22 protein-coding genes and 1 pseudogene are annotated in these 25,657 nt (G+C 70.7%); 15 read left to right on the top strand and 8 right to left on the bottom strand.

All coding sequences use genetic code 11. The features are described from left to right. Positions 1–106 precede the first annotated feature (106 nt). The 12 genes and pseudogenes from ACFY1J_RS22130 (at position 107) to ACFY1J_RS22075 (ending at position 13,085) form a co-directional block, all read left to right on the top strand. The gene (locus tag ACFY1J_RS22130; RefSeq protein ID WP_390708080.1) at positions 107–625 is read left to right on the top strand and encodes a hypothetical protein; all 519 of its coding nucleotides are present in this window, start codon (positions 107–109) and stop codon (positions 623–625) included. Continuing rightward, the gene (locus tag ACFY1J_RS22125) at positions 622–2,007 is read left to right on the top strand and encodes a peptidoglycan-binding protein (protein ID WP_390708079.1); all 1,386 of its coding nucleotides are present in this window, start codon (positions 622–624) and stop codon (positions 2,005–2,007) included. Before ACFY1J_RS22130 ends, ACFY1J_RS22125 begins: the two co-directional genes overlap by 4 nt. Then, positions 2,004–2,720 (top strand): ABC transporter ATP-binding protein, encoded by a 717-nt coding sequence (locus ACFY1J_RS22120; protein WP_390708078.1) that lies wholly within the window; start codon positions 2,004–2,006, stop codon positions 2,718–2,720. The genes ACFY1J_RS22125 and ACFY1J_RS22120 overlap by 4 nt, the downstream gene beginning before the upstream one ends. Next, complete coding sequence (locus tag ACFY1J_RS22115) at positions 2,717–3,973, top strand: ABC transporter permease (RefSeq protein WP_390708077.1); 1,257 nt, start codon at positions 2,717–2,719, stop codon at positions 3,971–3,973. The genes ACFY1J_RS22120 and ACFY1J_RS22115 overlap by 4 nt, the downstream gene beginning before the upstream one ends. A 295-nt stretch (positions 3,974–4,268) precedes the next feature. Then, a pseudogene (locus ACFY1J_RS22110) lies at positions 4,269–5,108 on the top strand (alpha-hydroxy-acid oxidizing protein); the annotation flags it as partial. A gap of 147 nt (positions 5,109–5,255) precedes the next feature. Then, entirely contained in the window at positions 5,256–6,494 is a 1,239-nt protein-coding gene (locus ACFY1J_RS22105; protein WP_390708106.1) for a PLP-dependent aminotransferase family protein, read from the top strand. A 241-nt stretch (positions 6,495–6,735) separates the two neighbouring features. After that, positions 6,736–7,791, top strand: a complete 1,056-nt coding sequence (gene dpgA, locus ACFY1J_RS22100; RefSeq protein WP_390708105.1) for a 3,5-dihydroxyphenylacetyl-CoA synthase DpgA — start codon at positions 6,736–6,738, stop codon at positions 7,789–7,791. A 14-nt stretch (positions 7,792–7,805) separates the two neighbouring features. Next, complete coding sequence (dpgB, locus tag ACFY1J_RS22095) at positions 7,806–8,465, top strand: enoyl-CoA-hydratase DpgB (protein WP_390708076.1); 660 nt, start codon at positions 7,806–7,808, stop codon at positions 8,463–8,465. Next, the gene (gene dpgC, locus ACFY1J_RS22090) at positions 8,462–9,769 is read left to right on the top strand and encodes a (3,5-dihydroxyphenyl)acetyl-CoA 1,2-dioxygenase DpgC (protein ID WP_390708075.1); all 1,308 of its coding nucleotides are present in this window, start codon (positions 8,462–8,464) and stop codon (positions 9,767–9,769) included. The genes dpgB and dpgC overlap by 4 nt, the downstream gene beginning before the upstream one ends. Before the next feature lie 32 nt (positions 9,770–9,801). Further along, positions 9,802–10,653: an alpha/beta fold hydrolase gene (locus ACFY1J_RS22085; protein ID WP_390708074.1), complete on the top strand. Its 852-nt coding sequence runs from the start codon at positions 9,802–9,804 to the stop codon at positions 10,651–10,653. Between the two features lie 11 nt (positions 10,654–10,664). Continuing rightward, positions 10,665–10,889, top strand: coding sequence for an MbtH family protein (locus ACFY1J_RS22080; protein WP_363302172.1), 225 nt, complete (start codon positions 10,665–10,667; stop codon positions 10,887–10,889). 54 nt (positions 10,890–10,943) lie between these two features. Then, a complete protein-coding gene (locus tag ACFY1J_RS22075) occupies positions 10,944–13,085 on the top strand; it encodes an ABC transporter ATP-binding protein (RefSeq protein WP_390708104.1) in 2,142 nt (713 codons plus the stop codon). Between the two features lie 103 nt (positions 13,086–13,188). Here ACFY1J_RS22075 and ACFY1J_RS22070 read toward each other — a convergent pair whose 3' ends face one another. Genes ACFY1J_RS22070 through ACFY1J_RS22060 form a run of 3 tightly spaced genes read right to left on the bottom strand, consistent with a single transcriptional unit; the run spans position 13,189 to position 16,454 of the window. Next, positions 13,189–13,848, bottom strand: coding sequence for a sulfotransferase family protein (locus ACFY1J_RS22070; RefSeq protein WP_390708073.1), 660 nt, complete (start codon positions 13,846–13,848; stop codon positions 13,189–13,191). 35 nt (positions 13,849–13,883) lie between these two features. Then, the gene (locus ACFY1J_RS22065) at positions 13,884–14,930 is read right to left on the bottom strand and encodes a 3-oxoacyl-[acyl-carrier-protein] synthase III C-terminal domain-containing protein (RefSeq protein WP_390731725.1); all 1,047 of its coding nucleotides are present in this window, start codon (positions 14,928–14,930) and stop codon (positions 13,884–13,886) included. Between the two features lie 12 nt (positions 14,931–14,942). Then, a complete protein-coding gene (locus ACFY1J_RS22060; RefSeq protein WP_390731732.1) occupies positions 14,943–16,454 on the bottom strand; it encodes an arylsulfotransferase family protein in 1,512 nt (503 codons plus the stop codon). 362 nt (positions 16,455–16,816) lie between these two features. Here ACFY1J_RS22060 and ACFY1J_RS22055 point away from each other — a divergent pair, with 362 nt between their 5' ends. Then, positions 16,817–17,737 carry an aldose 1-epimerase family protein gene (locus tag ACFY1J_RS22055; RefSeq protein ID WP_390708070.1) on the top strand — a complete coding sequence of 307 codons (921 nt, stop codon included), beginning with the start codon at positions 16,817–16,819 and terminating at the stop codon, positions 17,735–17,737. Between the two features lie 24 nt (positions 17,738–17,761). On the opposite strand, the gene ACFY1J_RS22050 is transcribed toward ACFY1J_RS22055, so the two are convergent. Then, a complete protein-coding gene (locus ACFY1J_RS22050) occupies positions 17,762–18,286 on the bottom strand; it encodes a gluconokinase (RefSeq protein ID WP_390708069.1) in 525 nt (174 codons plus the stop codon). Positions 18,287–18,405: 119 nt separating this feature from the next. Next, the gene (locus tag ACFY1J_RS22045) at positions 18,406–19,740 is read right to left on the bottom strand and encodes an NAD(P)/FAD-dependent oxidoreductase (protein ID WP_390731724.1); all 1,335 of its coding nucleotides are present in this window, start codon (positions 19,738–19,740) and stop codon (positions 18,406–18,408) included. Positions 19,741–19,909: 169 nt separating this feature from the next. Here ACFY1J_RS22045 and ACFY1J_RS22040 point away from each other — a divergent pair, with 169 nt between their 5' ends. Then, positions 19,910–21,496, top strand: a complete 1,587-nt coding sequence (locus ACFY1J_RS22040) for a GMC oxidoreductase (protein ID WP_390708067.1) — start codon at positions 19,910–19,912, stop codon at positions 21,494–21,496. A 103-nt stretch (positions 21,497–21,599) separates the two neighbouring features. Beyond that, entirely contained in the window at positions 21,600–22,556 is a 957-nt protein-coding gene (gene pqqE, locus ACFY1J_RS22035) for a pyrroloquinoline quinone biosynthesis protein PqqE (protein ID WP_390731723.1), read from the top strand. A 14-nt stretch (positions 22,557–22,570) separates the two neighbouring features. Here the strand turns inward: pqqE and ACFY1J_RS22030 are convergent, their stop codons facing one another. Genes ACFY1J_RS22030 through fxlM form a run of 3 tightly spaced genes read right to left on the bottom strand, consistent with a single transcriptional unit; the run spans position 22,571 to position 25,587 of the window. Further along, complete coding sequence (locus ACFY1J_RS22030) at positions 22,571–22,852, bottom strand: hypothetical protein (RefSeq protein ID WP_390731722.1); 282 nt, start codon at positions 22,850–22,852, stop codon at positions 22,571–22,573. 56 nt (positions 22,853–22,908) lie between these two features. Then, positions 22,909–23,214 carry a hypothetical protein gene (locus ACFY1J_RS22025; protein WP_390708064.1) on the bottom strand — a complete coding sequence of 102 codons (306 nt, stop codon included), beginning with the start codon at positions 23,212–23,214 and terminating at the stop codon, positions 22,909–22,911. Positions 23,215–23,259: 45 nt separating this feature from the next. Continuing rightward, positions 23,260–25,587, bottom strand: coding sequence for a methyltransferase, FxLD system (gene fxlM, locus ACFY1J_RS22020; RefSeq protein ID WP_390708063.1), 2,328 nt, complete (start codon positions 25,585–25,587; stop codon positions 23,260–23,262). Positions 25,588–25,657 lie beyond the last annotated feature (70 nt).

Genomic DNA, 25,657 nt, shown 5'->3' with positions numbered 1-25,657 from the left:
TCATCGGGTGCCCGGGACTTTGTGCCCGGCGTGTGACCGCCCGACCCGTAGAACTTGGCCCATGTTCACGACACGCAAGCGAGTCATCTCGCAGACCTTAGTGGCCATGTCCGCAGTCATCCTCGGGTTTGGATTGAGCGGCTGCTCCGGTGAGTCGGAGGCGCAGACCAATGACAAGCCCAGCTCCTCCTCGTCCACTTCCGGTGCCGACCAGGCCGTGGCCTTCGCGCAGTGCATGCGCGAGAACGGCGTGCCCAAGTACCCGGACCCGGAGCCGGACAGCGACGGCCGCGTCCGCATCGGTCCCGGCAGCGGCGTGGACCCGAACTCACCGGAGTTCCAGAAGGCGATGTCGGCCTGCCGCGACAAGATGCCGCAGGGCCAGGGCGGACCCAACGGCGGCACCGTCGACTCGGCGAAGGCCGCGGAGTGGGCCAAGTGCATGCGCAAGAACGGTCTGCCCAAGATGCCCGACCCCGAGATCAACGGCAACGAACTGGTCGTGAACGTCGGCGACTCCGGCATCACACCGGGTGACCCCGCGTTCCAGAAGGCGCAGCAGGCGTGCCAGGACAAGTTCCCCGGTGGCATGCTCAGGCTCTCGGGCCCCGGCGGTCCCCAGTGACGTCCGAAGGCACTCACGAGCTGAACCGGGCCAACGGTGAGCGCGGCGCCCTCGAACTCCACGAGAACGGCGAGGCGCCGCGCGAGACGTCGAAGGCGCTCGCCGCGCCGGGCGACGACGGCACGCTTGCCGTCGCGGACGACGGCGGGGACGGCCAGGGCGGCGACGAGGCTCCGGCGCCGGCCGCCCGCCGGCCGCGCCGGCCCGCCCGGCTCGCAATGATCGTGGTGATCGCCATTGCGGTCGCAGCGGCGGCCGGTGCCGCCGCCTCGGGTGCCTTCGGCGGTGACGGCGGCGGGTCCGCCGCCGCGGCGCCGTCGGGCCCGCCGGCCACGGCGAACGTGAAGCGCACCACGCTCACCAGCACGGAGACCGTCGACGGCAACCTCGGCTACGGCGACGTGACCACCGTCAAGGCCCCGGGCTCCGCAGGCGGGAGCAGCGGCAGCAGCGGCAGCAGCGGTGGCGGGCAGCCCTCGCAGGGCGACGGCTCGGCAGGCAGCGGCACCTCCGGCGGCGGCTCCTCCTCCGGGACCGTCACCTGGACGCCCGGCGAGGGCGACGTCATCAAGCGCGGCAAACCCGTGTACAAGGTCGACGAGGAGTCGGTGCCCCTGCTCTACGGATCCGTGCCCTTCTACCGCACCCTGAAGGACGGTGTGGAGGGCGACGACGTCAAGGTCCTGGAGCAGAACCTCGCCAAGCTCGGCTACACCGGATTCACCGTCGACGACGAGTACACCTCCGGCACCGCCGACGCCGTCAAGGAGTGGCAGAAGGACCTGGGCCGGGACGAGACCGGCGTCGTACAGCCCGGCGACGCCGTCGTGGCGTCCGGCGCACGACGGGTCTCCGCCGTGGACGCCTCACCCGGCGACCAGTTGAGCGGCACCGTGCTGTCCTGGACCGGAACCGAGCGCGTCATCACCGTGGACCTGGACGTCCAGTACGAGGGCCTGGTCCACAAGGGCGTCAAAGCCACCGTGGCCCTCCCCGACGACACCACGGTCGATGCCGAGGTGACGGACGTCGGCAGCCCGACCGCGCCCGCCAACAAGGACTCCTCCGGCAGCGGCAGTGACTCCAGCGACAGCAAGACGCCCACCCTGCCCGTGGAGCTGAAGGTCAAGAACCAGCACGATCTGGGCAGTTACCAGGCGGCCGGCGTCGATGTCACCCTCAAGTCGGAGACACGCAAGAACGTGCTCGCCGTCCCCATCAACGCGCTGGTCGTCCAGCCCGGCGGGCAGTACTCCGTGGAGGCCGTCACGGACAAGGGCGTCGAGTACGTCGCGGTCAAGACCGGCATGTTCGCCGACGGCCTGGTCGAGGTGTCCGGCAGTGGCATCCACGAAGGGATGGAAGTGGGGGTCCCCAAGTGACCCGACCCATCGTCGATCTGACCGGGGTCTCCAAGACGTACGGCGACGTGGTCGCACTGCACGCCGTCGACCTGGTCATCCAGCGCGGCGAACTGCTCGCCATCGTCGGCCCGTCGGGCTCGGGCAAGTCCACGATGCTCAACATCATGGGCACGCTCGACCGCCCGACGGCCGGCACGGTGCGCATCGACGGCCACGACATCGACGACCTCAGCGACCGCGAGCTGTCCGCGCTGCGCGCGGGCACCATCGGCTTCGTCTTCCAGCAGTTCCACCTCGCGCCCGGAGTCCCGGCACTGGACAGCGTCGCGGACGGACTGCTCTACAGCGGCATGCCGCGCTCCGAGCGCCGGCGGCTGGCGGCCCGCGCGCTGCGGCGGGTGGGCCTCGGCCACCGGCTCTACCACCAGCCGCACCAGCTGTCCGGCGGCGAGAAGCAGCGGGTGGCCATCACCCGGGCCGTGGTCGGTGACCCGCCGCTGCTGCTCGCCGACGAGCCCACCGGTGCGCTGGACTCCCGCTCCGGAGCGACGGTGATGGCGCTGCTGCACGAGCTGCACAGGTCCGGGACGACGGTCCTGGTCATCACCCACGACCGTGACATCGCCGCGTCGCTGCCCCGCGAGGTACGCGTCAAGGACGGGCGGATCGAGCACGATTCCGGACGCCGGCCGATACCGCTCGCCCGCGTCACCGAGGAGGTTGTGGGATGAGCGCGCTGGACATCACGAGCAAGCCCGAGGGGGCCGACCGCCCCACGGCACCTGCGCCCCGCCGGCCCAAGCCCGCCCGGATGGGGTTCGCGGACGTGGTGCGGGTCGGCGGCTCCGGACTGCGTTCGCGACCCATGCGGGTGTTCCTGTCGGCGCTGGGCATCGCCATCGGCATCGCCGCCATGGTGGGTGTGGTCGGCATCTCCAGCTCGTCCACCGAGAACCTCAACCGCCGCCTCGCCGCCCTCGGCACCAACCTGCTGACGGTTACCCCCGGCCAGACCCTGGCCGGCGACTCCGCGCACCTGCCGGAGGAGTCCATCGGGATGATCGCCAACAACCCGTCCGTCGAGTCGGTGTCGGCCGTCGGCAAGACGACGGCCAAGATCTACCGCAACGACCACATGCCGAAGGAGGAGACCGGCGGCCTCAGCGTCAACGCCGCACGCCTGGACCTGCTGAAGTCCATCGGCGGCGAGGTCGTCGACGGTCAGTGGCTCAACAAGGCGAGCAGCCGCTACCCCGCGGTGGTCCTCGGGTCCCACACGGCCGAGCAGTTGGGGGTCTACCGGGCGGGATCCGACGTACGGGTCTGGCTCGGCGGCCGCTGGTACACCGTCGTCGGTCTGCTCGCCCCCAACGAACTGCTGCCCGCGATGGACTCCGTGGCCCTGGTGGGCTGGCCCGTCGCCGAGAAGCAGCTGGACTTCGACGGCTACCCGACGACGATCTACACGCGTGCCGACGAGGGCGCCGTCACCGAGGTCCAGGGCGTACTCGGCGCCACGGCCAACCCGGAGAGCCCCGGCGAGGTCGATGTCTCCCGGCCCTCCGACGCGCTGGCCGCCAAGGAGGCCACCGACGACGCCCTGAGCGGCCTGCTGCTGGGCCTCGGCGGCGTGGCGCTGCTGGTCGGCGGTGTGGGCGTGGCCAACACCATGGTCATCTCCGTCCTCGAACGGCGCGCCGAGATCGGGCTGCGCCGCTCCCTCGGCGCGACCCGCGGCCAGATCCGCACCCAGTTCCTGTCCGAGGCACTGCTGTTGTCCGGCCTCGGCGGCGTCGGTGGGGTACTGCTGGGCATCGCGGTCACCGGCGGCTACGCCGCCTACCAGAACTGGCCCTCCATCGTGCCGGTCTGGGCGATGGCGGGGGGCGTCGGGGCCACCCTGGTCATCGGCGGTCTGGCCGGCTTCTATCCGGCCGTACGAGCGGCCCGGCTGCCTCCCACCGAGGCGCTGGCCGCCCACTAGACCGCGGTGCTCCTGCCGGAGTGTCCCCCCGTGCGCAGGAGCACCGCTCTGTCCACGACTGGGGCCGTGCCGTCCAACCGTGCGCTTTTCACGGTTGGACATCCGGCCCACGGCTTTCACGGAGTTTACGATTCCGCTGAATTGAGTCCCCCACAAGAATAAGCAGGAACAGTCCCCCGTCGCATGGGTGCTGTTGCGTTCCGGTGAGTTGGACGCCGTTGTAGACACGCGTCGCTCATGAAAATCTAATCACCGGAAAGGCAACGCAATTGGCCGCTGCTTGTGGGGGAAATTCATGGCGGTACGGGGGGCCGGCGGGACGACGTCGGCATGGCACGGCAAGGCCCGCGTGCCGCACGGGTTCCTGGCCGCGGAGGAGCGCGCCTGGGCGGCGAACCGCGAGGCGCTGTCCCGGGCCGGGCTGCGCCAGGGGACGTCGGGCGCGATCGGCCGGCCCGACACGGCGACCAAGATCCTCGACCGTACGTGGGCCGCGCCTGTGGCTGTCGGGCCCTTCGCCGCGCCGACCCGTCCCCAGGACGAACTCGCCCTGGTCGAGACGGCAGGCGCGGCCGGTCTCCCGGCCGTCGTCAGCGCGTACGGCGCACGCGAACTCCCCGATCTGACGGCGGCCGCCGGCCCCGCCCCCTGGCTGCGACTCCACGGTGTGGGCGACCGGGAGACGGCCCTGGGCCTCGCCCGCCGCGCGCCGGCAGCCGGGTTCGGCGCACTGCTGGTGACACCCGATCACCTCGGCCTGTCCGCCCTCACGGCAGTACGCGAGGCCGCTGGACTTCCGCTGCTCGCCGCAGGCATCGACACGGCCGCGGACGCCGTACGCGCGCTCGACGCGGGCGCCGACGTCGTCGTGGCCGCCTCCTTGCACACGCTGCCGGAGATCGCGGCGACCGTCACGGGCCGTTGCCCCGTCCTGCTCGACGGCGGCATCCGGCGCGGCGCCGATGTGCTGGTGGCCCTCGCCCACGGCGCCGACGCCGTGCTGCTCGGCCACCCGGCCGTGGCCGGACCGCTCGCCGCCGGGCCCGAGGGCCTGCCGCGGGCCCTGGACCGCCTCGTCGCGGAACTGGCCGAGGCCATGGCGTTCACCGGGACCGGCACGGTCGCCGACGTCCGGCCCGAGGTGGTGGCCGGACTGGGCACCGCGACCGCGACCCGCTCCGCGCGTCCGGAGCCTTCCGCGGCCGGGCCGCAGCCGGAGCCTGCGGCGGTCCTGCGCAAGGCGGACCTGCACGCCAGCGTCTCGGACCCGGTCCTGGACACCATGAACTTCCTCAACGAGGTGACGTTCCGCTACCCCGACGCGATCTCCTTCGCGCCCGGCCGCCCCTACGACGGGTTCTTCGCCACGGAGCAGATCTTCACCCACGTCCGCGGCTATCTGGACCACCTGGCCGAACAGGGCGCCACGGAGCAGGACATCCGTACCGCCATGTACCAGTACGGCCCGACGGCCGGCCGAATCTGCCAGATCCTCGCCGACTCCCTGCGCGTCGACGAGGGCATCGACGTCCCCGCCGAGTCCCTCGTGGTGACCGTCGGCGCCCAGGAGGCCATGCTGCTCGTGCTGCGCGCCCTGATGGCGCGGCCCGAGGACGTGCTGCTGCACGCCAGCCCCTGCTACGTGGGCATCACCGGCGCGGCCCGGCTGCTCGACGTCCCCGTCCATGGCGTCGAGGAGCGCCCGGACGGGCTCCACTGCGCCGACGTCGAGGCCGCGATCCACGAGGAGCGCGCCCGGGGGCGCCGGCCCCGTGCCTTCTACGTGGTCCCCGACCACTCCAATCCGTCCGGGACCACGCTGAGCCTCGAAACCCGTACCGAGCTGCTGGAACTGGCCGACCGGTACGGCATCCTGATCCTGGAGGACAGCCCGTACCGGCTGGTCAGCCCCGGGCCGCCGCTGCCGACACTGAAGTCGCTCGACCGAGCGCGCCATGTCGTGCACCTCGGCTCGTTCTCCAAGACCGTCTTCCCCGGCGCCCGGGTCGGGTTCGTCATAGCGGATCAGCGGGTCGTGGACGACTCCGGCCGCACCGGACTGCTCGCCGATGAACTCGCCAAGATCAAGAGCATGGTGACGGTCAACACCTCGTCCCTCGGCCAGGCCGCCGTCGCCGGCACCCTGCTGGCCGCGCGGGGCCGGGTGTCGGAGCTCAACTCCGGCCCCGCCGCGTACTACGGCGGCGCCATGCGCGCCACGCTCGAACAGCTCGACCGGCGCCTGCCCGCCTCCCGCAGGGAGACCCTCGGCGTGCGGTGGAACAGGCCCACCGGCGGGTTCTTCCTGCGGGTCGAGGTGCCCTTCGAGGCGGACAACGCGGCCCTGACCCGGTCCGCGGAGGAATTCGGCGTCATCTGGACGCCGATGCGCAACTTTCATCCGCACGGCGGCGGCCATCGCGCCCTCCGCCTGTCCACCAGCTATCTGACGCCCGAGGAAATCGAAGAGGGCATCGGGCGGCTCGTCCGCTTCATCGAGGCGGAAGCAGAGGCGTCCTGACACGCATTCGTACACCTATCCGTAGGTGTATCCGTACCAATTCGCGATCGATTCAGAAAGGCATGCACGTGATCAGCGTTCGTGTCACTCGGCGGCGACGGCTGTTCAGCAAGCCGCGAATGTGGGGTTGGACTTTCCGATGACCGTCAATGTTGCAATTCCTGAAGCGCCGGAAGCGGATCTGCTCGGGTCACCGGTCCCGGTCGGGGTGCGCCTCGACCCGGCCGCGGCCCGTCCGAGGATGATCGGCGTCGGTACGGCAGCGCCCGCCACCTCGTACACGCAGCAGGAGGTGCTCGACGCCTTCGCCATCACCGATCCCAGGATCCGCTCGGTCTTCATGAACAGTGCGATCGAGCGTCGGCACCTGGTCCTGCCCCCCGAGGACGAGAACGGGGTGCGGGTCTCGGAGCCGCAGGGCGATCTGCTCGACAAGCACAAGCGGTCGGCGGTCGAGATGGGGGCGGAGGCCCTGCGGGCCTGTCTGAAGCGGGCCGGCGCCGAGCTGTCCGACCTGCGCCATCTGTGCTGCGTCACCTCCACCGGCTTCCTCACCCCGGGGCTGAGCGCCTTGCTCATCAAGGAACTGGGCATCGACCGCCACTGCAGCCGCTCCGACATCGTCGGCATGGGCTGCAACGCCGGCCTGAACGCCCTCAATGTGGTCGCGGGCTGGTCCGCCGCGCACCCGGGCGAGCTCGCCGTCGTACTGTGCGCCGAGGCGTGCTCCTCGGCGTACGCCATGGACGGGACGATGCGCACCGCCGTCGTCAACAGCCTCTTCGGCGACGGCGCCGCCGCCGTCGCGCTGATCAGCCAAGGCGGCCGCGGACCGGGCGGATCGGCCGACGGCGAGGGTCCCGGCATCCTGAAGTTCGCCAGCTGCATCATCCCCGAAGCCGTCGACGCCATGCGCTACGAGTGGGACCGTGACCAGGGCAGGTTCAGCTTCTATCTCGACCCCCTCATCCCGTATGTGGTCGGAGCCCATTCCGAGATCGTCGTCGACCGCCTCCTGGAGGACACAGGCCTGCGCCGCAGCGACATCAGGCACTGGCTGGTGCACTCCGGCGGCAAGAAGGTCATCGACGCCGTCACCGTCAACCTCGGGCTGACCCGGCACGACGTGCGCCATACCAGCGGTGTGCTGCGCGACCACGGCAACGTCTCCAGCGGCTCGTTCCTGTTCTCCTACGAGCGGCTCCTGGACGAAGGCGTCACCAGGCCCGGCGAGTACGGCGTCCTCATGACGATGGGGCCCGGCTCCACGATCGAGACGGCGCTGGTCCGATGGTGAGCGCGGAGGGTGTGATGAGTGAACCGCTCACGCTGGTGATCGACGGGACCCGGCCGCCCACGGCCACGACGGTCGCGGCACTGGCCTCGCTCTGCGACGAGGCCGAGGACCGCGGTGGCGGCATCGTCTGCGTGCATGTGTCCGGCGCCCCCGGCGACGACTGGGCCGACGGCCTGGACGTGATGCTGGTGAGCAAGTGGGAGCGTGCCCTGCGCCGACTGGAGCGACTGCCCGTGGCGACGGTCGCGGTGGCCCGCGGTGACTGCGGCGGTACGGCGCTGGACGCCTTCCTCGCCGCGGACATCCGGGTGGCCACGCCCGGCATGCGGCTGCGCATACCGCACGACGGCGAGGCCACCTGGCCGGGCATGGCCGGCTACCGGCTCGTCCGGTTCGCCGGCGCCGCCCGGATCCGCAAGGCCGTGCTCTTCGGGCTGTCGCTCGAGGCGCCGGAACTGGTGTCGCTGGGCATCGTCGACGAGCTGGTCGTCGACCCGGCGAGCGCGGTGGCCGCCACGGCCGGGCTGGTCAGCGGCCTGTCTGGCAAGGAGATCGCGATCCGGCGGCAGCTGCTCTTCGACGCCGCGACCACAAGCTTCGAGGACGCGCTGGGCACCCACCTGGCGGCCTGCGACCGCCAACTGCGCACGATCGCCGCCAAGGAGGCCTCATGACCGCCGTACGGGTCGCCGAGCAGACCGCGTTCCGTGTGCCGCCGGGCGTGGGCGAAGCGACCGCACGGGTGGCGGAGCTGGTCGCCGCCCTGCCGGAGCCCGCCGAGCGAACTCCCGCACAGCGGGCCGAGATGGCCGCGGCGCACAACGTGGCCCGCACCGAGCGGGCCCGGTTCCTGGACCGGCATGCCGAGGCCGTCTACGACGAACTCACCGACAACCGCTCGGTCTTCCTGCGGCTGCCGGAGCTGGTCGAGGCCGCCGCGGACGCCTGCCCCGGCATGGTGCCGACGGCAGCGCAGCTGGCGTCCGAGCGCAGTCACCGCCAGGCCGGCAAGGAAGGCTACGAGATCGACCAGGGGATCTTCCTCAGGGCGGTCCTGCGGTCGCCGGTGGCCGGTCCGCACCTGCTCGACGCCATGCTGCGGCCCACGCCGCGGGCGCTGGAGCTGCTGCCGGAGTTCCGTACCACCGGCCGGCTCGAACTACGCTCGGTGCGGCTGGAGCGGCGCGACGGCGTGGCGCATCTGACCATGTGCCGGCAGGACTGCCTCAACGCCGAGGACGAGGTCCAGGTCGAGGACATGGAGACGGCCGTCGACGTCGCGCTGCTCGACCCGGACGTGTCCGTGGGCGTGCTGCGCGGCGGGGAGATGACCCACCCCCGCTACCGCGGGCGGCGGGTGTTCAGCGCGGGCATCAACCTCAAGAGCCTGCACGCCGGAGACATCTCGCTGGTCGGCTTTCTGCTCCGCCGCGAAATCGGCTACATCCACAAGCTCGTGCGCGGGGTGCTGGTCGACGAGGCGGCTTCCTGGCAGTCGCCCACGATCGAGAAGCCGTGGGTCGCCGCCGTCGACACCTTCGCGATCGGCGGCGGGGCCCAACTGCTCCTCGTCCTCGACCATGTGGCGGCCGCGTCGGACGCGTACTTCACCCTGCCGGCCGCCCGGGAGGGCATCGTGCCGGGCGCGGGCAACTTCCGCCTCGGCCGGGCGCTGGGGCCGCGCGCCTCCCGCCAGATCATCCTCCAGGGCCGTCGTGTCTTCGCGACCGAGCCGGACGCGCGGTTCCTGTTCGACGAGGCCGTGGAGCCGGAGGAGCTCGACACCGCCGTGGCCCGGGCCGCGGACCGGCTCAGTGCGCCGGCCGTGGTGCCCAACCGCAAGATGCTGCGCGTCGCCGAGGATCCGCCGGAGGACTTCCGGCGCTACATGGCCGAGTTCGCGCTGCAACAGGCACTGCGTCTGTACGGCGAGGACGTCATCAGCAAGGTCGGCAGGTTCGCGGGGCACGCCGGGTGACCGAACCCGGCGGATGAAGGGGGGTACAGGACATGCCGGTTGCCCGCATCAACGGGATCAACCTCGGCTACGACGACCACGGCACGGGGGATCCCGTCGTGATGGTCACCGGCACCGGAGCGCCGGGCCGGATGTGGCGCACCCACCAGGTGCCCGCCCTCAGGGCGGCGGGCCACCGGGTGATCACACTCGACAACCGGGGCATTCCGCCGAGCGATCCGTGTCCGGACGGATTCACGCTCGACGCCATGGCGGCGGACGTCGCCTCGCTCATCGACCACCTCGGCATCGGTGCGTGCCGGGTCGTGGGCTTCTCGCTGGGCGCCGTCGTCGTCCAGGAACTGCTCGTGGCCCGGCCGGAGTTGGTGCGGCAGGCCGTGCTGATGGCCACCACGGCCAGAGCCGACGCCCTCACCGACGCCATGACAGCCGCGGAGCTGGAGCTCTGCGACAGCGACATCAAGGTCCCGCCGCGCTACGCGGCCTACGTACAGGCGCTGCAGAACCTCTCGCCCGCCACGCTCAACGACGAAGCCCGGCTGCGCGACTGGCTCGACGTCTTCGAGATGTCGATGGTCGACCTCGCGAGCGTGCGCGGACAGCTGGCGCTCCAGATGATCCCGGACCGGCGGCCCGCATACCGGGCCATCGCTTGTCCGTGCCTGGTGATCGGATTCGGCGACGACCTGGTCATGCGGCCCCAGCTGGCGAGAGAAGTGGCCGACGCCATCCCGCGGTGCCGCTACACCGAGATCGCGGGGTGCGGCCACTACGGATATCTGGAGAAGCCGGAGGCGGTGAATTCCGCGATCGTCGACTTCTTCGCCGCACAAGACACCTGTTTCCCACGGCATTTGCGCACATTCCGTGCGACAACCATCTGACAGGAGTGACCATGACCAACCCCTTCGACGACGAGAACGGCTCCTTCCTGGTGCTCGTGAACGACGAGAACCAGCACTCGCTGTGGCCCGCGTTCGCCGAGGTACCGGCGGGCTGGCGGACCGTCTTCGGCGAGAGCAGCCGAAAGGAGTGCCTCGACTACATCGAGGAGAACTGGACGGACATGCGCCCGCAGAGCCTCATCGACGAGATGAGCAAGTACGAGACAGCCAACTGAGCCGGCTCGTCCCGACAGCAATCCCGAGACAAGACAGAGGTGGTATCTGTGGCCATGATGGGTGGCCCGGGACCGGTGTTGATCCACGGGGAAGGGCCGGAGACGCCCTCGGGCAAGATGCGGGTCAAGCCCGGCACGGCGAAACGGATCGTTCCCTACGCACGGCCATACCGCGGCATCATCAGCGCTCTCCTGGCCATTACCACGCTGAACGCCGGCATCACCGTGGCGATGCCGCTGATGTTCAAGTACCTGATCGACGACGGAATCGCCGACCACGACAAGTCCGTCGTCGTGTGGATCGCCGTCGCGGTGGGCGTACTGGCCGTCGCGGCGGCCTTCCTCGCGTACGCGGAGTCCTGGTTCTCGGCACGGGTGAGCGAGGGCCTCGTCTACGACCTGCGGACCCGCGTCTTCGACCATGTGCAGCGGCAGCCGATCGCGTTCTTCACCAGGGCGCAGACCGGCGCCCTGGTGAGCCGGCTGAACACCGACGTGGTCGGAGCCCAGCAGGCGTTGACGAACCTGTTCGCCACGGTGGTCTCCGCAAGCCTCACCCTGGTCTTCGTCCTCGTCACGATGTTCTATCTGTCGTGGGAGATCACCGTCATCTCACTGTTGCTGCTCCCGTTCTTCGTGCTGCCGGGCAGGATCGTCGGCCGCAGACTGCAACGGCTGCTGCGCCAGCACATGCAGATCAACGCCGAGATGGGCTCGATGATGAACGAGCGCTTCAACGTCACCGGGGCGCTCCTGGCGAAGCTCTACGGCCGTCCCCACAGCGAGACGCGGCTCTTCGCCGGGCTGGCGGGCCGCAGCCGGGACGTGGGAGTGCGCAACTCCGTGTCCATGAAGATGCTGTTCATCACGAACATGCTGGTGATGTCGCTGGCCACGGCCGTGGTCTACGGCTTCGGCGGGTCGATGGCCATCGACGGCGCGTTCCAGATCGGCACGCTGGTGGCGATGGCCACGCTGCTCACCCGGCTGGGCGCGCCGATCGGCCAACTGTCCAATGCCCAGGCGGATGTGATGACCGCGCTGGTCAGCTTCGACCGGCTCTTCGAGGTGCTCGACCTCAAGCCGCTGATCGCGGAGAAGCCGGACGCGGTGGCACTGCCGTCCTCCGCCGCACCGAAGGAGAAGGCACCGGAGATCGAGTTCGGCAACGTGTCGTTCCGCTACCCGAAGGCGTCGGAGGTCTCGCTGGCCTCCCTGGAGTCCATCGCGATGCCGACGCGGGAACGCGACAGCGACGCATGGGTGCTGCGCGACCTGAACTTCACCGCGCCCGCGGGCAAGCTGACCGCGCTGGTCGGCCCGTCGGGCGCGGGCAAGACGACCATCACCCACCTGGTGCCTCGGCTCTACGACCCGGTGGAGGGCACTGTCCGCATCGGCGGCCACGACATCCGCGACCTGACGCTGGAGTCGCTGCACGACACGGTCGGCATGGTCACCCAGGACGCGCACCTCTTCCACACCACGCTGCGGGAGAACCTCCTCTACGCCCGCCCCCAGGCGACCGAACAGGACATGATCGAGGCGTGCAGGGCGGCGCAGATCTGGGAGCTGATCGAGTCGCTGCCCGACGGGTTCGACACCGTGGTCGGTGACCGCGGCTACCGGCTGTCGGGCGGGGAGAAGCAGCGCATCGCCATGGCCCGGCTGCTGCTGAAGGCACCGCCGATCGTGGTGCTGGACGAGGCCACGGCACATCTCGACTCCGAGTCGGAGGCGGCCCTGCAGCGGGCGCTGAAGTCCGCGCTGGCGGGCCGGACCTCGCTGGTGATCGCGCACCGGCTCTCCACCATCCGGGACGCCGACCAGATCCTCGTCATCGACGACGGGCGGGTCCAGGAACGCGGCACGCACGACGAGTTGATCGCGCGCAACGGCCTCTACGCGGAGCTGTATCGCACCCAGTTCTCGCGACACGACGACGCGCCGCTGCCGGAGCCGGAGCCGGAGCGCACTCCCGAGCCTGCCGGTGCCGCCGGGCCGGGCTATCACCACTTCGGTCCGGGGGCCGGTTCGCCGGACCTCAGCCGGGCCGTTCCCGGGGGGCCTCCGCCGATCTTCCATCACCACGGCCCGCCCCCGGGCGGCGGCCCGGGCGATTCCGACGGCGCCGGGCCCGGCGGCCCCGGGCCGGTCCATCACCACAACGGACCACCTGGGCCTCGCGAGAGGTGACGGTGCGGGTGGACGAGAACGGCACAGCAACGTGAAGAAGGCCGACGTGCCCGCGGCGGGGGAGCCCCCACCGCGGGCACGTCGGCGTGTGCCTGGAATGTGCTCAGCCGGCCGGCTCCGCCGTGCTGCCGGCGGTCCTGAGCCGGGCGATCTGCTCGGCGAAGGCCGCCCGGTCGTTGCTGCGCGGGAAGGGCTCGTCGGGGACGGGCACCCCGAGGAACGCACACAGCGGCTCCCAGCCCTGGCCGACCTCGAAGACGAGCAGCCGTGCGGGGTCGAGTTCCCGCTTGACCGCGGCGATGTGCGCCTCGTAAACCTCCAATGCGTGCTGTCGGTCGGTGAACCGTCCGCCGAAGACGCCGTCCCAGACGACGTCGAGCGACATCTGCCGCACCCGGGCGAACAGCGGGTCGGCGTCGTCGGGCAGCGGTGCCACGGCGGCGGCGTGGATGCTGCTCTCGGCGCTGGCGTACCAGGCGTTTGGGTCGCGTTCGGTCAGGATCACCTTCGCCTCGGGGAAGGCGGCGGTGATCTGCCGCCAGAAGGCGGCGCCCGGCCAGTCGACGCCCGACCGGTAGCCCTGGTACACCCGCGTCCAGTCGACCGGCTCCCCGCGTGCGGCGGCCTGCCATAGCGCAACGGTGTCCGGGTCCTCGAACAGGCCCAGCATGTGATGGCACGGGCCGAACCCGAGTTGCTCCAGGGCCTTCTTGAGCGACAGGGTTCCGGTGCGCCCGAAGCCCACGCCGAAGATCTCCAACATCGTCTCTCCTCATGTCGTACGGGTCTTACGGGTGCTCACGCGCCGCGCAGCAGCACCGCCCAGATCGTGGCGCCGGGCCCGAAGGCCAGGACGACGCCGTGCTCTCCGGGGGCCAGGGGCCGGGCCGCCTGCAGCCGCTGCAGCACGCCGAGGACGGCGGGGGCCGCGGTGTTGCCGTATGCGCGCATCGCGGCGCGGGCCTCCGCCATGGAGTCCTCGGGCAGACCGATCGCATCCTCGACGCGGTCGAGGATGCGCCGGCCGCCGGGATGCACAGCCCACCAGACCACGTCGCCCCACGCGAGACGGTTCCTGGCCAGCAGCGCCTTCGCCGGGACACCGACGGCCGAGGCCACGACGTCCGGCATGGTGGGGGCGAGCCGGATCCGCAGCCCGAGGTCGCCGACGTGCACCTGCAGGTCCTCGGCATGCGCCGGGACGGTCAGTTGCTCGGCGTCGACGACCTGCGCCCCGCAGATGCCCCGCCTGTCCTTGTCGGGCAGCAGCACGACCGCCGCCGCCCCGTCGCCGAAGAGTGTCCACACCACCGCCGCCTCCTTGTCGTACGGCGGCGGCTGCATGTGCGGCGAGAACAGGTCCACGGCGAGCAGTACGGCGGGCTTGCGCCGGGCCGCGACCCAGTGCGCGCAGGTGGTCAGGGCCGGCAGGGCCGCGTAGCAGCCCATCGGACCGAGGGAGAGGATCTCGACGTTCTCGCGCATGCCGAGCGCCGGGGCGAGGGCGTCGAGGCCGGGGGCCGAGTGGGTCGTGGTGGTGACGGTGGCCAGCAGCCCGACGTCCCGCGCGCGCAGTCCGGCCCGGCCGAGCGCCTCCAGCACCGCCGCGCCGCCCAGCCGGGAGGCCTCGGCGAGGCCGCGGTCCATCCGCTGCCGGGTGGACCACCACCGTGGGTCTTCGGCCAGCATGTTGACCGCCATGCCCTTGGTGGAGATGGCCGAATTGCCGACGACCTTGGCGATGGCGAGGCCGCCGACGTCGGAGGCGACATGACCCGCCAGTTCCGCCATCCTCACCACCGGCGGCGTCCGGAAGGAAAGCGCCGCGATCCGTGCGTGTGTCATCCCGACCCCCGCTCAGCGGACGCCGGACGCGCCGGTGCCGACGGGTGTGACGGGCGAACTGTCGATCACCTTGCCCCGCTCGTCGAGGGCCTGGACCTGGAGCCGCGCCGCGTCGCGAGCGTCGGCGGGCAGCTTGATCGGCGTGTCGAACCCGTCCCAGGCCGCGTTGGCGACCGGCTTCAGGCCGCCCTGCGATTCACCGGCGAGCAGCCGCCAACGGGCCACGTCCGAGGCGCCGTTCCAGTTGGCCCTGACCACACCGGAGGCGGCATCATCGACGATCAGGTCGGGCTTGGTCAGCGGCCGGCCCTCCCAGCCGAGCCGGTAGGCGCGGTAACTGCTGCCGTTGTACGGGAATGTGGCGTCGAACAACAACCTGCCGTCGCGCGAGAACTCCGACATACGGCCCGGTCCCGCCACACCCCAGCTCACAAAGGTGTCTCCGTTGGTCAGCGCCTGACTGTTGCCCTCCACCGGGCTCGACATCAGTTTCGGGTGGACCTGCTGGCGTATCAGCTTCGACGTGCCGTGAGCGGGGTCGATCCTGATCCACGCCACCCGCGACTCGTAGCCCTCCAGACCGCGCCGCGTGCCGTTGTCGAAGACGCGGTACGTGTTGTGGCCGACGGACCGGACATCGTGCTGCCAGCTGAAACGTACGCCCGCGCCGAGCCGGAAGTCGCTGTGCCGCCCGCCCAGCCGCCAGATGATTTTGCCGGTGCGACGGTCCACCTTGTAGATCGTGCTGGCCCCGTTGCCGGAGATGAGCAGGTTCCCGTCGGTGTCGACGTCGACGGAGTTCACATGCAGGTAGTCGTAGGGGACGGTGCTGCCGGGGGCGGGCCGGAAGTCCGAGTCGGTGAGCGGCACATGCGCCAGGCTGCTCCAGTTCATCACCTTCCTGCCGGTGGCGATGTCTATCTCCTGGACGACACTGTCGACGACCGAGCCGTTCTTGGGTCCGCCGTACTCGCTCAGGTCGTACGGCTTCTGCTGGTAGCTCACGATGAGCGCGGTCCCCTGCGGAGTCAGCAGGAACTCGTGAAGGTCCATCACCTCGCCGGGATCAGGCGTCTGCACCGTGGCGATGATCTCGTAGTTCTGGTTGGCGATGTATCCGATGCCGGCGCCGACACCGGTGTTCGTGGACTCGCCCTCCCACCACGTCAGCACCTTCTGCCCGTGGTACTCCTGCACACGGAAGTCGCTGGCGAAGTTGCCGTCCGGCACCTTGCGGAACCAGATGGGGCGGCCGTGGTCATCCATGATCTGCGGCCCTCGCGGGAACTCGGTCTGCCCCTGGGCCGTGACGAAGAGGTCTCCCTGGGCCCGTCCGGGGCGATGGACCAGCACGTCGACGGGCGGCGGTTCGTCCACCGCCGAAGAGGCGACGTCTCCCGGGTGCAACACGGAGCCCGGGCGCGCGGAGGCGGGGGCATGGGTGGAGACGGCCGACGTGGCAGCTGTGGCGGCCGCTGCCCGCACGGCCGGGGTTCTGCCAGTGCTGTTGGACACGACCACCATCAGGGCGGTCGCTGCTAACGCGGTACAGGTCCGGAGCCGATGAGCCATCCGCTTGATCTCCTGTGTCAGAGGGGGTGGCGGGCGGGTGTGCGCTGATCTGCCGGCGTTGCACGCTGACGCGCTGTCGCTCCTGCGCGGCTCGGCAGGAGCGCCGCGACGGTCCCAACGTTCTATCTGCTCTCCGGTCACCGGACAGTCATGAGCCCTGTGACCGCTGGGTGACCATGGCCGGCCGCCGACTCGGCCGCGGTGTTTGCCGCATGGGTCCGTTCATCACCTCAATGGGCGACTTCCGGGCCCGATTCCGTCGCCGGCCATGTGTCCTGCTTGCTCGGTAAGGGCGCGATTCGCACGCTCGACAGGTGCACGAGAACCAGACCGGACGTCAGCTGACACTGCGACACCACGACCATATGGCCGTCGTGGTGGAGCTCGGGGGCACACTGCGGTCCTACTCCGTCGGCGAGCGGCAGGTGCTCCACGGGTTCGGCGCGGATGACCGGGTCACCGGCGGCCGTGGCCAGATCCTCGTGCCCTGGCCGAACCGCATCAGCGGCGGACGCTACCGGTGGGACGGCGAGGACCTCCAACTGCCGCTGTCCGAACCGGAACAGGGGAACGCCATTCACGGCCTGCTCCGCTGGACCTCATGGCAGGTGACCGAGTCCGATGGGCACCGGGCCGTGCTCCGGAGCACCCTGTGGCCCCAGCCGGGCTACCCCTTTCACCTCCAGGTCCACGCGGAATACGCGGTCGCCGACACGGGCCTGGAGGTGGCCGTGACCGCGTGGAACAGGGGCGACAGCACCGCGCCCTACGGGGTCGGCCAGCACCCCTATCTCACGGTCGGTACGGCGACGGTGGACGAGGTGTTGCTGACCGTCCCGGCGGAGACCTGGCTGCGTACCGACGACAGGGGCCTACCTGTGGCGGAGGAGCCGGTCGCCGGCACGCCGTACGACTTCCGCACGGCGCGGGCCATCGGCCGCGAGCAGTTGGACACGTCGTTCGGCAAACTCGTACGAGACGCACACGGACGCACGTCGGTCCGCCTCGCCCATCCCACCGGCGAGCGCGGCGTGGACCTCTGGCTGGGCGAAGGAGCGGACTACCTGCAGATCTACACAGGCGACACGCTCGCGGAGCCGGAGCGGCGCCGGGCCATCGCCGTCGAACCGATGTCGTGCCCGCCGAACGCGTTCGCCAGCGGGACCTCGGTCGTCGCCCTGGAACCCGGTGATCGGCACACCATGCGCTGGGGGATCACCCCATGGGGTGAGTGACCGCACCGCCCCAGGAACCGGACCCTACGCATCCGGCTGGGTGAGCCGGCGCAGCGCCGCGTCCAGGATGTCCGCAGTGCTGCGCGATGCGTCGACCGTGAGTCCGGGCTCGTCGGCCTGCAGCGGTTCCAGGGTCTCAAGCTGGGAGTCGAGCAGTTCCGGGGGCATGAAGTGCCCCTTCCGGCGGGCGATCCGCTCCGCCGCCACCTCAGGGGCCAGGGCCAGATGGAGAAACCGCACGTTCGCCCCGGTGCGGCGAAACTGATCCCGGTACGTGCGTCTGAGGGCCGAACACGACACGACTCCGCCCCGCTCCTCGGCAGCCGTCCGGATCCAGGCCGTGAGGGCTGCCAGCCAAGGCCGGCGATCCGCCTCGTCGAGAGGGTGCCCGGAGGCCATCTTGGCGCGATTCGCGGCCGGATGGAGATCGTCGCCCTCCAGGAACGGCACGCCGAGATACTGCGCGAGCCGCGTTCCGACCGTGGACTTCCCGGACGCCGACACACCCATCACGACCACCACCGGCGCATGTCCGACGGGCCTGCTCAACGGGCCTCCCTGCCGACATGGTGGGACACTGGTCCCGTCCACTATCGCCTCTCGCCACACGGTCGACACCTGGTGAATGTCACCCGTGGCCCGGAGCCGCTCGCGAACCTGGTGAAGGCCTAGCCGCCCGGGGGACGACCCGCGCGGGTGTACGGGTCGTGCTGGACATCGATGGCCGTGCCGATGAACGGCCGTTCGCGGCGGATGCCGCGTGTGAACGCCGGCGCCCAGGTGAGGATCGCACCCACGCGGTTGCGGTAGCCGGTGAGAAACGCGATGTGGATGAAGAGCCAGGTCAGCCAGCCCGGCATGCCACCGAACTGCAGGCGGCCGACGCTGACCACCGCCTGGCCCCGAGAGATGTACGCCGCCGAGCCCAGGTCGAGGTACCGGAAGGGACCGGGGGCGTCGTGCCCGGTGGTCAGCCGCCTGATCCGGTGTCCGGCGTACAGCCCGCCCTGCATGGCGACCTCCGCCACGCCCGGCAGCTTGTCCAGGCTCATCACATCGCCGACGACCGAGATCTCGGGGTGTCCTGGCACGGTCAGGTCGGGTTCGACACAGATGCGGCCTGCCCGGTCGCAGGAGGCGCCGGTGGCCTTCGCCAGCGCGCCGGCGAGTGCGGGAGCCTGCACCCCTGCCGTCCACAGCACGGTTCCCGCGTCATAGCGCGTTTCGTTGCCCTGCCGGTCCCGGGCGATCAGCCCGTCGGCGTCGACGTGGGTCACCAGGGCACCCATGTGCAGTTCGACTCCGAGAGCCCGCAGAGTGCGCGCCGCCCTGGCGGCGAGTTTGGGTCCGAAGGGCGCCAGCGGCATCTCGGCGCCGTCGAAGAGCAGGACACGCGCGTCCTCGGGCTCGATGGCGCGGAACTCGGACCTGAGCGTGTGCGTGGCCAGTTCGCGCAGCTGCCCCGCGAGCTCCACACCCGTCGGTCCAGCCCCGACCAGGGCGAAGGTGAGCAGGCGCCTGCGTTCGACGGGATCCGCAGCCGTCTCGGCCTGTTCGAAGGCGCCGAACACGCGTCGCCGGATTTCCAGCGCGTCGGCCAGGGTTTTCATAGCCGGTGCGAAGCGCGCGAACTCCTCGTGTCCGAAGTACGACTGATGGACACCGGCCGCGACAACGAGGTGATCGTAGGGAAGCTCGATCTCCTCCCCGCCCGGCCGTCGCGCCAGCACCTTGTGGCCCGCGAGGTCGAAATCGAACACCTCGGCCAGGACCACCTCGGTATTGCGGTGGCGTTTGAACAGGTCACGCAGCGGCACGGAGATCTGCCCCTCGGACAGAATTCCGGTGGCGCACTGATAGAGCAGCGGCTGGAACAGATGATGGCCGGCACGGTCGACGACAGTCACGTCGACCTCTGCGTGGCGCAACTCGCGGGCCGCGAACAGCCCGGCGAAGCCGCCGCCGATGATCACGACCTTCGGCCTGGTAGCGATACGGTCCATGTCGTCGGGCCCGTCTTCGTTCAGCGGTAGCTGTGCAGGTCAAGGGTATGAGCACGGCATCATCCGGGCGAGCCGGACGCCGTGAATCACTTGAATGGGCCAACTCGCCGGAAATATCGCCCGGAGATACCTTTGTGTGGGAGTCCAGGACCCGAGGGCGGTGGCCGAGATGACCGAAGCGCAGCACTACGACGTCATTGTCATCGGTACAGGTGCGGGCGGTGGCACGATCGCCCACCGGCTGGCGGACACGGGAAAACGGATCCTCCTTCTCGAACGTGGCGACTATCTGCCCCGCGAACGCGACAACTGGGATTCCACCGCGGTCTTCGTCAAAGGCAAATACCGTGCTCCGGAATTCTGGTTCGACAAAAGCGGGAACCAGTTCCCGCCCGAGGTGAATTACTACGTGGGCGGCAATACCAAGTTCTACGGCGCCGCGCTCTTCCGGCTGCGCCCCGAGGACTTCGGCGAGCTCCGTCACCATGACGGCATCTCGCCCGCCTGGCCGCTGCGCTACGAGGACTTCGAGCCCTACTACACCCGGGCCGAACACCTCTACCTCGTGCACGGTCGGCACGGTGAAGACCCCACCGGTGGTCCCACCAGCGCCCAGTACGCCTACCCGCCGGTCCAGCACGAGCCCCGCATCCAGCAGCTCAGCCACGACCTGGAGAAGCAGGGCCTGCACCCCTTCCACCTCCCGATCGGGGTGAACCTCAGCCAGGACGACCGGGGCCGGGCCGTGCACACCAGCGCCTGCATCCGGTGCGACCGCGTCGACGGCTTCCCCTGTCTGGTCAGCGCGAAGTCCGACGCCCAGGTCATCTGTGTCGATCCCGCCCTCGAACACCCCAACGTCGAGATGATCACTCATGCGGATGTGCGGCGCCTGGAAACCGATGCGACCGGCCGGAGTGTCACCTCGGTCGTCGCCACCGTGGGGGACGGCGACCCTTCGACCGTGAAGTTCAGCGCCGACATCGTGGTCGTCGCCTGCGGCGCCGTCAACTCCGCGGTCCTGCTGCTGCGTTCGGCCAACGACCGGCACCCGCAGGGCCTGGCCAACAGCTCGGACGTGGTGGGCCGGAACTACATGCGGCACAACAACCTGGCACTGATGGCCGTGTCCAGAGAACCGAACGACACCAAGTTCCAGAAGACCCTGGCGCTGCACGACTGGTATCTGGGATCCGACGACTGGGAATACCCCCTCGGCGGGATCCAGATGCTCGGCAAGTCCGACGCCGAGCAGATCCACGGCGAAGCACCCCGCTGGGCCGGGGCCGTGACCCCCGACATGCCGTTCGAGGTACTGGCCCACCACGCGGTCGACTTCTGGCTGTGCGGGGAGGACCTGCCGACCCCCGACAACCGCGTCACCCTGGACCGGGACGGCGGCATCCACCTGGCCCTCGACGAGAAGAACAACATCGCCGGGCTGCAACGTCTGCGGCACAAACTGCAGGACATGCTCAGCCACTTGGGCATGCACGAACACCATCTCCTGTCGCGCAGCATCTACCTGCACAAGGGGATGCCCATCGGTGCCACCGCGCATCAGGCGGGCACGGTCCGCTTCGGCAGCGACCCCGCAAGCTCGGCCCTGGACGTCAACTGCAAGGCCCACGACCTCGACAACCTCTACGTCGTCGACACGAGCTTCTTCCCGAGCATCGGAGCGGTCAATCCCTCCCTGACCGCGATGGCCAACGCCCTGCGCGTCGGCGACCACATCGCGGAGCGACTTCACTGACCTCGGCCCATCCGGCCTGGGAGGGGACCCTGCGCTCTGCGCGGATCACGGCGCCGTAGGCTTCAGAGCCGCTTCGAGCACCTGGTCCGAGCCGTCGGGCTGGTTGCCGTTGCAGGCCGGGGACCTGGGCGTCGTCAGCACTCATCTGTCCGGCGGGGAGCCGCTGTTGCGGGACGGCCTGGAGGCGATCGTCGCCGCGGCGGACTCCGCGGGGATCCACACGCAGCTCATCATCAGCGGGCTGGGACTGGACCGGGCCCGGCTCACCGGGCTCCTGGCGGCCGGACTGCGCAGCGTGCAGCTGTCCGTACAGCACGCGGACCCCGTCTCCTCCGACCGGATCGCCGGGCGCCGGTCGTTCGCCGCCAAGGAACGCGCGGCCGCGCTGGTCCGGCAGGCAGGCCTTCCCCTGGGGGTCAACGTCGTCCTGCACCGCGACAACCTCGACGCGATCGACGCCCTGGTACGACTTGCGCTGGAGTGGGGCGCGGACCGGATCGAGCTCGCCAACACCCAGTTCTACGGCTGGGCCCTGCGCAACCGTGCCGCACTCATGCCGAGCCGCGACCAGCTGCGCCGCGCGGCGGAGACCGTGGCACGGTGGCGGGAGCGGCCGGCCGAGCGGACCGAACTCGTCTGGGTGGTACCGGACTACGTCGACGGGGTCGCGAAACCGTGCATGGGTGGCTGGGGTGCGGTGTCGCTCACGGTCGCTCCGGACGGCACCGTGCTGCCCTGTCCGGCCGCGGCGACCCTGCCCGGCCTCGATCCGCCCAATGTCGCGGACCATCCGCTCGCGTGGATCTGGGAGCACTCCGGCGCCTTCAGCCGATACCGTGGCACGGACTGGATGCGCGAGCCGTGCCGCGGTTGCCCGCGCCGTGACGAGGACTTCGGCGGCTGCCGCTGCCAGGCCTTCGCGCTTACGGGCGACGCCACCCGCACCGACCCGGCGTGCCGCCTGTCCCCGGACCACGACCTGGTGGAGAAGGCTGTGGCCGCGGAGGGAAGCGGGTCAGGCTACGAGTACCGGGCGTACGCGGAGCGCAGGACGCGCTGAAGACACGCGAAGGTTCAGATCTCCATGACGGCATCGCAGTCGGGGCAGACGACGGACGCGTACTCGGCGGGATACCAGGGAGCCCCAGGGCGCTCGGACGGCTGCCCATGGGCCTTCTCCATGGCGAAGGTGTCCTTGCCGCAGAGCGTCCGCGGTCCCGCGGCATCGGGCCTGCCAGGGGCGGCGGGCGCGGCGTGCACCCGACGGGGGAACCGTTCTGCATCGGGCGAGCCGGCCGCGGCCGTATGCCCCGACACCGGCTTGTCGAGCTCGTACACGACGACGATCTCGCTCATGTGTCCACGCCAGGCTCTTTCGCGGCTGAGCCGCCGAGCAACGCGTTCACCCGCGTTCACCCGTGTCCGGCGCCGGGGAGGGTGAGTTCACGGCCGCGGTAGAAGCCCTCGGTCTCCTCGACGACGTAGGGGGCCATGGCCGCCCGTCGCTGCTCCTCAAAATCCGAGGTCCGCCATGCATCGCACGCCTCCTGGGACTCCCAGAACGACACCCCGGTGATCTCCTGGCCGTCCTCGGACCAGTACGCGAAAGCGCGGCGCAGCCCTTCCGGGGCGGGGGCCGGGCGCCACGCCCTCTCGAACTCCTCCAGCGTGCCCTGCTGAATGCGGCGCGTCGTCACCCAGACGTAGTGCTCCTGCATGGCGGCTTCCTTCGTAGTACGCGTTCGGCTTGCCCCCTCTCGGATTCACCGTAGGTCCGATGCGCCACTTCGGCGCGTCTTGGACGCCCAGGTGAAGAGGAGCCGACTGTGCGGCTTGTTCAGGAGGTGGCCGTGAGGCAGCTCCCCGTCGGGGTTGCCTGCGGGGTGCACCTGCAGTCGTGGGCTGGTGCCGCGGGCGTCGCGGTCCCACGCGACGACCAGGTCGGCCATCGCGTCGGCGAGGGCGTCGGCGTGCGGGCCGTGGGCATGGATGCCGAACTCCGCCACGCTGGGGCCGGAGCCGTCGGTCGTGAGTTTGCGGGTGAGGAGGTGGGCGAGGGAGTCGTCGCGGATCAGGGCGGCGGTGTCCCAGCCGCCGGAGCGGTGGAGGAGGCCGGTGTCGAGGTCGGCGTCGACGGCGAGGCGGGCGAAGCCGTCACCCAGATGGTTCGCCAGCCACAGCAGGAGCATGTCGAAGGGCACGTCGCCGGGAATGGTCACGCCGGTCCAGCGTTCGGTGCGGGGCATGTCGAGGGCGGCATCGAGACGGCTGGTGTCGGCAGGGGTGCCGTCGGCGAACCGTACGGTGATCTCGCCGCCGCGGAGCCGGGTGACGACGTCGCCGCGGTAGCCGGGACCCTGGAGGGGCACGAACCCGCACACGGTGTACGTGTCCGCGATCAGCACTCCGGCGCGTTTGGTGAAGGGGATGGACCACGTGTTGCCGTGGATGCGCAACGGGACGACGAGACGGCCGCCCTCGGCGAGGCAGTCGACCCAGGCGGGCGGAATGTCGCGGGCCTCGACGGTCACGATGAGGGCGTCCACGCTCCCGGCCGGCACGAGGTGGGCCGGGGCCTGCTCGCCGTCGCCGAGGTGGACGCGGACCCGGTGGTAGCCGGTCTCGGTGAGGAAGCGGCGGGCGCGCTCGGTGACCCATGGGTCGATGTCGATGCTGATCACGGTTCCATGGGGGCCGACGACCTCCTGGACGAGGGCGGCGTTGTAGCCGCCGGAGCCGATCTCCACCACGGTGTCGCCGGGGCGGAGGGCGGCGTCGCGGATCATCTCGGCCTGCAGCCAGGGCGCCGACACGCTGCTGGTGGGCGCCCCGCGCACGGTGCGCTTGGTGACCGGGGCCCGATACGCGTCATGGGCCTCGTCGAGCGCGACGCCGGGCAGGAAGCGGTGACGTGGCACGCGCCGAACGGCAGCCTCGATCGTGCCGCCGGCGTCCATCCGGCCGTCGGCCAGCAGCCGGTCGGCCATCGCCTGCCGCAAGGGAGCAGCCTCCAGAGCCTGTTGGGCGGGCTCGGGTACTTCGGCAGGCGCGATCGGGTAGCGGTGGACGGGCGGCAGATCGGGCAGCAGACCGGGCCAGACGGTGTCGATGACATGCGCGCTCGGCGTGAACAGCGGTTGAGCGAGCGCTGGCAGGTCGGTGAGCTCGTGCCACTCCCAGCGGCTCAGCAAGTGCGGTTCGGTCACGGCCGGTTCGCCACTGTAGGCGGTGACCCGCACGGCTGCCGTCACCCGCGGGATGCCGTGCACGGAGTCCATCAGGAGGGCCGGCAGACGTGCGTCGGCGCGGTCGGCCCGCAGCCCGGTCTCCTCTACCAGCTCCCGGACGGCGGCGTCGAGGAAGTCCTCGTCGCCGTCGTTCTTGCCGCCGGGCAGCTCCCACACACCGCGCCGGGTAGACCAGCCCAGCAGGATCCGCCCCGCGGAGTCGGTCACGACGACACCGGCCCCGGTGAGGGCGTGCGCGGCAGGCCGCCCCCTGTCGGCGCAGGTGACCCGCGTGGGGGCGGGGTCACGCAGGACGACGAAGGCGAGCCCGTCCGCGTCGTGTCGTTCGGCGAACGTCCAGCCTTCCTGGAGCAGGCCGATCTCCTTCTCGTCGAGGGCGATGTCCTGGCGGCTGTCCGGCACGGCCTCGCTGACGGGTGTGATGACGCAGAGCGTGCCGCCCGGGCGCAGGCGTTCGCGCAGCCGGTTGACGATGCGGGTGCGGTCCCGGACGAAGGCCCAGCTGAGGCGGAAGGTGATGAGGTCGTAGGCGGGGTGGGGCAGATCGTCGAGGCCGTCCCGCTCGATGTCGGCGAGCCGGTAGGTGACCGCCGTGGCGGCGGTGTTCCGGGCTTCGGCCTGGGTGAGTGCGGCGGGGGCGTAGTCGATGGCGTCGACCTGGTAGCCGCCGGTGGCGAGGTGGCGGGCCAGTTCGCCCAGCCCGCAGCCGATATCGAGGGCGAGGCCGTCCGGGGTGGCCGGGGCATGCTCGGCGAGCAGCCGGCGCTCGGCGTCGCCGAGGGGACGGAAGCTCTTGCCGCTCGCGTAGTACGTGTCCCACTCGCCGGGCGTGGTGTGTCCCACCAGGAGGGCTCCCTGTCTGGTCGAAGTGGCCCGGGCCGCCGGCCCGTTCCGTCCGGATCCCGGGTCCGCC

The sequence above is a fragment of the Streptomyces sp. NPDC001406 genome (assembly GCF_042895285.1).
GTDB lineage: Bacteria > Actinomycetota > Actinomycetes > Streptomycetales > Streptomycetaceae > Streptomyces.
The sequence above is the reverse complement of the archived record's forward strand: the minus strand, read 5'-3'. Positions and strand labels throughout refer to the sequence as shown.